The sequence below is a fragment of the Rubellimicrobium sp. CFH 75288 genome (assembly GCF_009904055.1).
Classification (GTDB): domain Bacteria; phylum Pseudomonadota; class Alphaproteobacteria; order Rhodobacterales; family Rhodobacteraceae; genus Rubellimicrobium.
The window spans coordinates 22535-32164 of record NZ_WYDP01000028.1; the positions used below are offsets into that span (position 1 = coordinate 22535).

11 protein-coding genes and 2 pseudogenes are annotated in these 9630 nt (G+C 70.0%); 2 read left to right on the forward strand and 11 right to left on the reverse strand.

Going from position 1 to position 9630, the window contains the following annotated elements:
• Positions 1-3: 3 nt before the first annotated feature.
• From GT358_RS15480 to GT358_RS15535, 11 genes are all read right to left on the reverse strand, one after another.
• A complete protein-coding gene (locus GT358_RS15480) occupies positions 4-1326 on the reverse strand; it encodes an ATP-dependent RecD-like DNA helicase (protein ID WP_166583542.1) in 1323 nt (440 codons plus the stop codon).
• A complete protein-coding gene (locus tag GT358_RS15485; protein ID WP_166583543.1) occupies positions 1323-2120 on the reverse strand; it encodes a hypothetical protein in 798 nt (265 codons plus the stop codon). Before GT358_RS15485 ends, GT358_RS15480 begins: the two co-directional genes overlap by 4 nt.
• Positions 2117-2332 carry a hypothetical protein gene (locus GT358_RS15490; RefSeq protein WP_166583544.1) on the reverse strand — a complete coding sequence of 72 codons (216 nt, stop codon included), beginning with the start codon at positions 2330-2332 and terminating at the stop codon, positions 2117-2119. The genes GT358_RS15485 and GT358_RS15490 overlap by 4 nt, the downstream gene beginning before the upstream one ends.
• 11 nt (positions 2333-2343) lie before the next feature.
• Positions 2344-2571 (reverse strand): DUF6511 domain-containing protein, encoded by a 228-nt coding sequence (locus GT358_RS15495; protein WP_136646579.1) that lies wholly within the window; start codon positions 2569-2571, stop codon positions 2344-2346.
• Between the two features lie 510 nt (positions 2572-3081).
• A complete protein-coding gene (locus GT358_RS15505) occupies positions 3082-3825 on the reverse strand; it encodes a hypothetical protein (protein ID WP_166583545.1) in 744 nt (247 codons plus the stop codon).
• Positions 3826-3846: 21 nt separating this feature from the next.
• Positions 3847-4704 (reverse strand): ATP-binding protein, encoded by an 858-nt coding sequence (locus GT358_RS15510; protein ID WP_166583546.1) that lies wholly within the window; start codon positions 4702-4704, stop codon positions 3847-3849.
• A 100-nt stretch (positions 4705-4804) separates the two neighbouring features.
• Positions 4805-5287 (reverse strand): hypothetical protein, encoded by a 483-nt coding sequence (locus tag GT358_RS15515; protein WP_166583547.1) that lies wholly within the window; start codon positions 5285-5287, stop codon positions 4805-4807.
• Between the two features lie 35 nt (positions 5288-5322).
• Entirely contained in the window at positions 5323-5679 is a 357-nt protein-coding gene (locus GT358_RS15520) for a hypothetical protein (protein ID WP_136646583.1), read from the reverse strand.
• A 13-nt stretch (positions 5680-5692) separates the two neighbouring features.
• On the reverse strand, positions 5693-6286 hold the full coding sequence (locus tag GT358_RS15525) for a sigma factor (RefSeq protein ID WP_166583548.1): 594 nt from the start codon (positions 6284-6286) through the stop codon (positions 5693-5695).
• Between the two features lie 110 nt (positions 6287-6396).
• On the reverse strand, positions 6397-7377 hold the full coding sequence (locus tag GT358_RS15530; protein WP_166583549.1) for a winged helix-turn-helix domain-containing protein: 981 nt from the start codon (positions 7375-7377) through the stop codon (positions 6397-6399).
• The gene (locus tag GT358_RS15535; protein ID WP_166583550.1) at positions 7307-8542 is read right to left on the reverse strand and encodes a hypothetical protein; all 1236 of its coding nucleotides are present in this window, start codon (positions 8540-8542) and stop codon (positions 7307-7309) included. The genes GT358_RS15530 and GT358_RS15535 overlap by 71 nt, the downstream gene beginning before the upstream one ends.
• Positions 8543-8904: 362 nt before the next feature.
• Here GT358_RS15535 and GT358_RS15540 point away from each other — a divergent pair.
• Together GT358_RS15540 and GT358_RS16525 are read left to right on the forward strand one after the other, a co-directional pair.
• A pseudogene (locus GT358_RS15540) lies at positions 8905-9351 on the forward strand (DUF2924 domain-containing protein); the annotation flags it as partial.
• 89 nt (positions 9352-9440) lie between these two features.
• A pseudogene (locus GT358_RS16525) lies at positions 9441-9630 on the forward strand (recombinase family protein); the annotation flags it as partial.

The window sequence follows — 9630 nt, forward strand, 5'->3', positions numbered from 1 at the left end:
CCCTCAGGCCAGAAGCACGAGACCGCGCTCGGCCCGGGTGATCGCGGTGTAGAGCCAGCGGCGGCGGTCGATCTCGCTGCGGCCCAGCCCGTCGTCCCAGACGATGACGTTCTCCCACTGCGATCCTTGCGCCTTGTGCGCCGTGATCGCCCAGCCGAAGGTCGCCTCTGTCAGCTTGCGCTTCTCCTTGTAGTCGCGGTCGTGGCGCCGCGCGTCGTAGGCGACATGGTCCTCGAAGTGGCCCTTGTAGATGCGCAGCCGGCCCGGACGCCCGTCCCGGTCGGGTTCGCCGATGCGGCGGCCGTCCTCGGCATCGCGCACGACGGCGGAGAAGTAGAGGCTTCCCTCGTCGACGATGTCCTCGAGGGTCAGGAACATGCCGTTGATCAGGCCGAGCGCGTTGTCGTTCTTCAGGCAGATGATCTTTTCCGCCCTTCCGGTGGGCAGATATGTCCCGCCCAGCCCGGCCGCCGCCCGCATCGCATTGTTCAGCTGGAAGCGCGTCGCGTTCAGGCCGCAGATCAGCTGGCCGCCGCGCAGCGCCTGCTCCGGCGTGATGTCGCCCTTGCGGAGCTTTGCGACATGATCGTCGTAGACGCCGAACCCGATGGGCTCCCCCATCCGCGCCATGGTGGCCAGCCGGACGATGGCGCTCTCGGCCGCCTGGCGGTGAATCTCGGTCAGCATCACGTCGGGCGCGTCGCGGGTGAAGGCGCCTTCGCCCTTGATCGGCGGCAACTGTCCGGGATCGCCGAGCACGAGGATCGGCTTGCCGAAGCTCATCAGGTCGCGCGCCATCTCCTCGCCCACCATCGACACCTCGTCGAGCACGATCAGCCGGGCGTCGGCCGCGTCGCTCTGCGGGTTCAGCGCGAAGCGCGGGTGCTTCATCGCCGAGAGCCCCTGGCGCATCGCCTCGATCGCGGCATCGGCGGTGGTGCGCGCGAAGCCGCTGAGGCGAAGAGCATCGCGCTCGGCCAGCGCGATCTTGCGGGCGGCCTCCTCGATCTCCTCCTCGGTCGCCTCGATCGCCGTGTAGATCAGGCTGTGAATGGTGCGCGCGGGGGTGCCCTTGCGGGTCAGCACCAGCGCGGCCTTGCCGGTGAAGGTGGCGGTCACGACGCCGGGCACGCAGCGGCCGTCCTTCGCGCTGCGGTGGGACGAGAGACCAAGGTCGTCGAGGGCGAACTTCAGGACCGTGCTCTTGCCCGACCCGGCATAGCCGAAGAGCCGGAACACTTGTTGCTCCTCGGTACGGTTCTCGAACCACTCCTTGATCTCGCGGATCGCGGCGGCCTGCGTGGCGGATGGGGTGAACTCGGTCATTGCCGCTCTCCCCAGCACCGGCCCGCCCATGCGCAGGGCGCGTGCCACTTGCCGGCCGCCATGCCGCCGCGGCAGAGGACGGCCGCGGGCTCGGCCGCGGCGCGGGGCAGCCATTCCGCCGCCTCGGAGGCTCGCACCACGGCGACGGCGCGATCCGACATCTCCTGCGCGAGACGCGCGTCGAAGGGCACGAGTTCGGCGTGCAATTCCATCGTGTCGCGGTTCAGCGCGGTGAAGAGCGCCGAGTTGGGGAGCTCCATGTAGGCCTGGTAGAGCGCGATCTGGGCGGCATAGACCGGGCGCGCGATGCTCACACCGCGCTTGACCACGTCCTTCCAGCTGGAGGCCCCGAGCGCCTTGTTCTCCCAGAGCGCGGGATAGTCCATCGCGACGGGGCCGGAGACGAAGCAGCCGTCGATATGGCCCTTGAACCGGCCCGCCATGGCCTCGAAGCCGAACTGGCGGCCATCGGGCCGTTCGGTGCGCAGGTCGAACCCGGCGAACCGCAACCAGCCTGCGACGATGTCCTCGGCCCGGTGGCCCGCCTCGAAGATCCGCAGCGTGCGCGGTTCGAACTCCTGCCCCTCGTCCTTGGGCACCGCGAGGAAGTCGTACTGGATCTGGCGCAGGCAGTCGCGCCCCAGCCCAGAGGAACTGACATAGGTGCGGGGGCGCTCGTCCCTGTGGCGTGCGGCCAGCGCCGTGTCGATGGCGGCGGATACGGCTTCGGCGATGGGCGGACGGGGCACGGCGGCGCCGTAGAGGCAGCCCGAGCCCTTGTTGAGATCGATCATCGCGCGCGCTCCCAGAACCCGCCGGCCTGCGCGATGCAGGTCAGCTTGTGGAACTGCGCCTCCGTCAGCCGGGCGCTCTCACTGAGGCGCGCGAGCTTCCGGCGCAGGCTCTCGCAGAACGCGATCTCGAAGTCGGTGACGGCGTTCCCGGCGGCCGCCTCGAGCAGGCGGGTCCAGCTGCAGGACGCGGTGTCGTCGTTCAGGTCGATCATCGCGCGGCCCCTCAGAACGGCAGAGGGTCGTCGAGGGCCGTTCCGGTGCGCTCCTTGCGCGCGGCCTGCTCCTGCATGCTGTCGATGTAGCCGGTGACCGCCGCCTCGATCAGGCGGTCGATGTCCGCGGCGCTGCGGTGGAAGAAGGGCGCCATCAGACCGAGGTCGGTGAGCGCTTCGGCGAAGGGCGTCCGCGCATCGCGGATCGCCTGTGCCTCGCGGGCGGTCTTGTCGATCATGCCGTTGTTCCTTTGAGCGATTGCACTGCCCAAGTCCTGACAGCGGAGCGAGCAGAAGCGGTGATATCGGTGGCGATCCCAGCGGAGGCCGTGGCAGTAGCCGAAGCCCCGGGCCTCCCGGGCGCAGACGGCGCAGAGTTTGGGCTCCGCCCGTTCGCGGCTGAAACGCTCCCCCGGAGCGTTTCCGGGACGCCGCTCACCCCGAGCAAGAAGCTCCCGATCGGGTCCTCGGGCGGCCATCCCGCCCGCTGGAGCTTCTCGGTCTGCATCACGATCCAGCGCGAGATCGCGTTGCTGGCCATAGCCTCGAGGTCGCCGAGGGTGAGGCTTGCGATGGGTTGGTGCAGTCTTCCTCGGGCCTCGAGCCAATTTCCGATCTCCAGCGCAGCGGCGCGCGTCGCATGCGCTTGCCATTGGTCCGGGGTCATGGGCCGGTCGCCCGGCCCGGCCCCGTCGGGCTCGGCGGTAGGGGAGCGCGCCGACCCGCCCGACCGCCGCTTGCGCCGCACCTCAACCATTGAGCCAGGCGGGCATGGCGGGCGCGGGGGCCTGCGGCGCGGGCGGTTGCTGCCGGGTCGACTGCGGGGTCGGCGCCTGCGCGCCCCAGGCCGGGGCCGCCGCCGGGGCTTGCGGTTGCGCGCCCCATGCCGGCGCGGGCGCCTGCCAGCCCGGCGCCGGCACGCTCGCGGCCTTGCGCGGCGGGGCGTTGACGGGCTCCGGGGGCACGGTTTCGCCGCGCATGATGGCGGCGTGGCTCGCGTCGTCGGGCAGAACGACGTTCGCGATCCGGTTCTGGTCGCGGTACTGCGGGCTGGAGGCGGGCTCCACCATGATGCGGGCGGCGAAGACGATCCCGTCGAGATGCCTGAGCCCGGGCAGCACCCGCTTGGCCTTGGCTGCTGGGGATTCGTCCCTGGGATCGAGCCCGAGGGCGCTGTCGACCATCGCCCGAAACGTGGACTTCGAGATCTTCCAGCCGATGGACTGGCCCTTCTCGTCGAGCTTGCCGCCCGCCACCGTGAAGCTCTGCCAGAACTTCCGCCGGGCATGCGGCCCCTCGAGGATGGTGAACTCGCAGTCGCGCATCTTCGCGTCGCTCGACTGCGACGCCTTCAGCAGCCCCGCATCCGCCGGGGTCGCGCCGTTCACGCCGCCGGGGCGCACGGTCAGGCGAACCTTGGCGAAGGTGCCGTCGGGGATCAGCTCGCCGATGGGGGCCATCTGCGGCTGGGCGTCGTTCAGATCGTAGCTCATGGGATCATGTCCTTTCAGGGATCAGGAGGCGAAGGCGGATTGGTGGGGGGCGCGGCCGTCGATCCGAGCGAGCAGCGCGCCGAGGTCGGGCGGTTCGGTCAGGTCGAGGCGGCCGGAGCGGTCCTTGGCGGGAAGGCCCCAGGGGTTGCCGGATTTGCAGACAAGGCGGCGTTCTGTGGCGGTCTCGTCCAGCACCCAGTCGCCCTTGGCGTCGCGGCCGAAGAGCTGCATCGAGACCACCTGATCGACGATGCCCGGCAGTTCGCGCGCGGCCTTCGTGCCCTCCATCTGCGGCTGCCAGGTCGTCGCGCCGAACTCGTCGGCGACCTTCTCGAGCACGCCGACGAAGATCACCGTCTTGCCGCGCGCGTGCTGGAGGTGCTTCAGCGCCTGGATCACCTCGCGGCCCAAGAGCCCGTAGGCCCCGCGGACATCGGGCTTGCCGGTCCGGTCCGAGAAGGCCTCGGGCTGCTGGCGGGCATAGGCCATGGCCTGCCGCGTCAGGTCGGTGATCGAGTCGACGAAGACGATCCGCTTCCGGGACAGGAAGTCCTCGATGCCGGTGCCGAGATACTGCTGCTGCAGCCAGGCGTGATACTCGGCGCCGTACCACGATTGCGGATGTTGCGCGGGGTCCGGCCCACCGATCAGTACGGCGAGGTCGCGGAAATCGGCGAAGCTGCGCACCGGGATCGAGTCCCCGCGCCAGTCCTGCACCGACTTCATGCCGGCCTCGAGGTCGAGGCAGACCGTCTCTTCGGCCGGCAGGGATTTCAGGAGCGAGGTCTTGCCCACGCCCGGCGGGCCGAAGATGGCGAGCGAGGTCTTGTTCTCGGCGGCCGAGAGGCGTTCGTCGGCGGTGATGATGCGGCAGGCCATGGGGTTCTCCGAAGGGTTGAAAGGGCGCGGCGGCGGGGGTGACCGGGTGCCGAAGGGGAACCTGCCCGGCGTTGCCGCTCGGGCGTCCCGCCGCCGCGCGTCACCGGTCCCGCGCCTCGAGCCGGAACACGGGTTTGCCGGTGGTCTCGGTGCGGGCGGCGGCGAAGCCCTCGCGCAGGGCGTCGGGCCAGGCGCCGAAGCGCCGCTCGGGCACGCGATAGGCGATCTCGAGGTACTGGGTCGGATCCTCGCCGGCAGCGCGGATGCGCTCGGCCATGGCTGCGAGCCGGTCCTGATCCCACGCGACCTTCTTCGGGAGATCGGCGATCACCACCACGCCCGCATCCTCGATCCGAACGGTGCCGGAGGTTTTGCCCTGCGCGGCCCGCTCGGCCGCGGCGGCGGCCTCGTAGCGCTGCGCGATCCCGGCCTCGATCCGGTCCCGCAGCCGCTTCACGCGGGCGGTCTCGGCCGCGCCTTCTTCCTGCAGCGCGAGGAGCAGCGCCGGCGGCAAGTCGGCGATCTCGCCGATGGACAGCCGGTCGAGATCGTCGAACCGGGGGGCGTTGTCGGGATGCGGCATGGCGGGAACTCCGGTCGGGGGAAACGGGACGGCCATCAGGCGGCCTCCGCGGCGTCGAGAAGTCGGGCGAGCGGCATCGGCGTGCGGCGCGGCCGCGTCCGCGCGACGGCGAGATAGGCGAAGCGGTCGGGGCCCACGCGCTCCTGCACGAGGTGGACGAGCCCGGCCTCGAAGGCGCGGAAGGCGGCATCGGCCAGCGCGGCGAGCCGGCGGCGGTCGGCCTCGGGCAGGGTCGAGATCGCCGGCGCGCTGTCGATCCCGAGGAACCCGCGATGGTATTCCAGCCGGTCGCCGGGCATCGCCTGGCCGACCCAGGCGCAGAACTCGATGTCGGTCGGCGGGCGGGGCCGCGCCGGGGCGAAGGCGGCGAAGGGCATGACGAGCATCTCCATGTCCTCCCTCTACTCACGCCGCCCGCAAACCGTCCCACCGCCCCCCGAGCCCGCGCATGGCGAGGTCGAGCCGGAGGCGTGCGAGGCGGCGGTAGAGGGCGGAGCGCGAAAGGCCGTCGCGGCCGACGAGTTCGGCGACGGCGCAGGCGCCGAGCGCGGCGCAGAGACCTCGGGCCTCCTCCGGCAGGTCGGCGAGCGCCCGGGCGAGATCGTGGCGGGTCTCGACTTCCGTCGCGGCGCACCGGTCCTGGCCGTGCCAGGCGGCGAGCCCGTCGGCCTCCGTCAGCAGGCAGCCGAGCGGCACGTCGCCGCCGGAAAGGGGCGCGTCGAGGGAGAGCATCCCGCCGCCCTGCGCCCGGCGCCGGCGATGGTGCCGGATCGCGATGCGCGAGCACTGGTTGCGCAGCACGATGTTGGCGAAGGCGCCGGTCGAGCCGCGGCGCTTGTCGAAGCCCGGCAAGCGGCAGATCAGGTCGACGAGCAGGTCCTGGCGCAGATCGTCCAGATCGGCGGCAGGCAGCCCCAGCTTGCGGCGCAGACGGCACGCGGCGGCATCGGCCTCATCGATGAGCGCGGCAAGGTCGGAGGGGGAAAGCGGCGGGTGCATGTCGTCGTGCCTCGGAACATCGTTGCTGTTGTTCCGAGACTGCCGGACCCGCCGAGGCTTTCGGTGTGATCTGCGTGTGCTTGTTGTGTGCGCCTTGTGTGTCGGGGACTTCAGTCCTCGACGGCCACGGCGGCGGGAGAAAGACCCAGGCGATAGCCGTAGCCGCGCACTGTCTCGATCAGGGCCTCGACGGAAGCCCGCGGCAGGCCGCAGCCCGTGAGGGCTTTTCGCAGATCCCGCACGATCTCGTTCGCCGGGCGCCCGGTCTGCGCCTCGATGGCCTCCTTGCGCAGGATGGGGTCGCGCTGTCCGGCCTGTTCCGCGAAGAGCCGGATCAGCGCGAACATCTGCGGGGCGAGATCGAGGCGACGGCCGTCGAGAACGACCGATCGTCGACTCCGGCTCAGCACCAGGCGCGGCGGGGCGAGGCCGACCGGCGAGAGGCAGTCGAGCGCGAGACGTTCCGCGCCGCATTCGTCGGCTCGGACGCAGTTCGCGAGCGGGCAGGCAGCAAGACCGGCCGTCCGCAGCTGCAGGTCTGTCGCCGGGTCTAGGTCCGTGGCGACGATGGTGACGGGCGCCGTTCCGGCGGCCGCCCTGACCGCGAGCATGGCGGCGGGCGCCTTCAGCGCATGCGTGTCGCGGCAGAGAACGATGCACATGCCCGTCGGCAGCCGTCCGAGCAGCCAGAGCCCCTCCGCGAGGGCGAAAGTCGCCGCCTGCAATCCGCAGGACGCCGCCATGGCGGAAACCAGTCTGTCCGCGTCGATCCCGAACCGTTTCAGGTCGTCCGGCTCCAGGGGCACGTCCGCCGCGGTGTCGCGCGGACAGCAGGCGAGCAAGCGATCTCCTGCGGCGCGGATCGGGCGCGCGTCGAGTCCGCAGTCGCAATGCGCGCAGACGGGCCAGCTGTCGGCCTTGCGCTGCTCGATCAGAACCCCCGCCCGAAGCAGGCCTTCGATCTCGCGCACGGAGAAGCGGTGCAGCGCCCGGCCGGAAACGGTCGTCTCCGCTCCCCCGTTACTCAGCCGCTTCCACAACCAGATCAGCATCGCGATCCTTCTCGAGCCCGTTGCGCGCGACCAGGGCATGGATCGCCTTCTCGAACCGCGTCCGCCGGAAGGCGAGCGTCCCGGGCGGCTTCAGGCGCACGGTCACCTTGGCAGGCTGTTTCGCATCGCTCCTGAAAAACACCCGGAAGGTGATTTCTCCCAGGCGCCAGCCGCGACCGAAACGCACTTCGCTCCCCTTGAAATGCCGGAGCGCCCCACCAGAAGGATCCTTCGATTCCCAGCTGCGCACATGGCGCCAGTTCCCATCCTCGTCCTCGGCGAAGAAGTCGGCCGCCGCCGCCACGATCCGGACCTCGAGGATCCTGTCGTCGAAGGCGTGCCGGAACGCGAAGTCCGGGCCGAACGCTGCGATGGGGTCGAGGGTATAGAGATCGCGCGCGTCCTTGCCCGCGAAGAAACCCGGCCGCCCGAGGATATGCTCGGCGAAGATGGCGGCGACCTCGGCCTGCTGCGCCTTCGGCACGCCGCCGATGCGCAGGAGCCCTTCGTATGGGGCATAGCGCAGGGCCGCGTATTTCACGGCGCGCAGCGTGATGATCCGTTCGCCGTCCCCCGCCACGACCGGCGTCGTCGTGACCGGCGCGCCATGGCTGACGACGAGATTGATCTCTCCGTCTTCCTCGTAGGGCCCGAGACGGCAGTAATCGCCCTGCAGGTCCTGCGCGAACAGCTTCACGATCGCGGCCTTGAAGGCCGCCGACGCCTCGTCCGTCAGGTCGGCTCCGACATCGCGCTGCGGCCCGCGGAACTCGGCCATCGCGGTCGGAGCCCGCAGCGCCTGGAAGTCGGCCGCAGCTTCGAAGATCCGCGGATGGTTCAGATAGGCATGCAGCGCCACATGTTTGGGCTCATGCCTGGCCGGAGCCGGGTCGGACGCGTCGACGGCCTCCTCGGGATAGAGGGCTACGCCCTGGCGCCTCGCCTCGTTCAGGACGAGCTGCATCCCCTCGGCGGATCCGACTTCGGCGACCCGATGCAGGTCCGCGACGAGCCCTTCGGACCATTCGGTGATGGGATTCGCGAAATACTCGGCCATCCGCTCGCGGATCTCGCCCGGCTCCCCGTCGAACGAAAAAGGCTGGTCCGCGCCCGCGAAATGGCGCGCGAAGAGATCGCGCATGAGCAAGACATCGATGCCGCCGAGAAACTTCGGATTGACGAATTTCCTGATGTCGGAACCCATGGCACCCCTTCCTTTCTGACCCGATTGTTCCCTTTACGTTCTATCAGTTCGGACAACCCTGAGTCGAGTCCCGATCACGGGCGTCATGTAGTGCACGCATGTGTGGGACGGTTCGCGTTCGCGATGAGTAGAGGCCGAGGGAGAGGAACGCCCGAGGCCCGCATGAAACGCCCCAACCCGCTGCCGCCAGACCGGATGACCGCTGCCGAGCGCCGCGCCGAGCTGTGCGGCCTGCTGGCCCTAGGGCTGGTCCGCTTGCGGATGCGGGATGGTGCCGAAGTATCTGACGATACTGGAGAAATTCGCCTACACTATCCGGCCGACCGATGCCGTCATGCAACCCCGAACCCGACGGAGACCGCATGACGACGCACGACCCCATTCCCGCACGCCTGGCCACGTTGAAGACCACCCCGACACCAGACCTGAAAAAACAGTGGCGCGACCTGTTCGACATCGAGCCGCCACCCTTCAACCGACGCTACCTTGAGTCCCGGCTGGCCTACCGTATCCAGGAACTCAGCCTTGGAGGGCTGAAGCCCGAGACCATCCGGCGGCTCGAACGGCTGGGCGAGGAACTGGACGGCGGGGACAAGATGAAGCGCAGGATCCGCGCCGATCGCGACCGCCCGATTGCCGGCACGCGGCTGCTGCGCGAGTGGCAGGGCGTCGAGCAGATCGTCACCGTCACCGCCGACGGCTTCGAATGGCAGGGACGGCCCTACAAGTCGCTCTCCGCCATCGCGCGCGCCATCACCGGCACGCGCTGGAACGGCTGGGTGTTCTTCGGCCTCAGGAACCACAGGGGGGTGAGCGGCGGCGGCCGCAGGCCGGCGGACGATCCGGCGGATCGTTCGCAGCCGCGAACGCCCGGAGCGCAAGCGAAGGGCCGGGAGACATGACGAAGCCGCCCGAAAAATCGAAGCTCGTCCGCAAGCTGCGGTGTGCCGTCTACACCCGGAGATCTTCAGAGGAAGGGCTGGAGCAGGAGTTCAACTCGCTCCACGCTCAGCGCGAGGCCTGCGAGGCGTACATCGCCAGCCAGCGTTCCGAGGGCTGGGTGCTTGTCCGCGATCAGTATGACGACG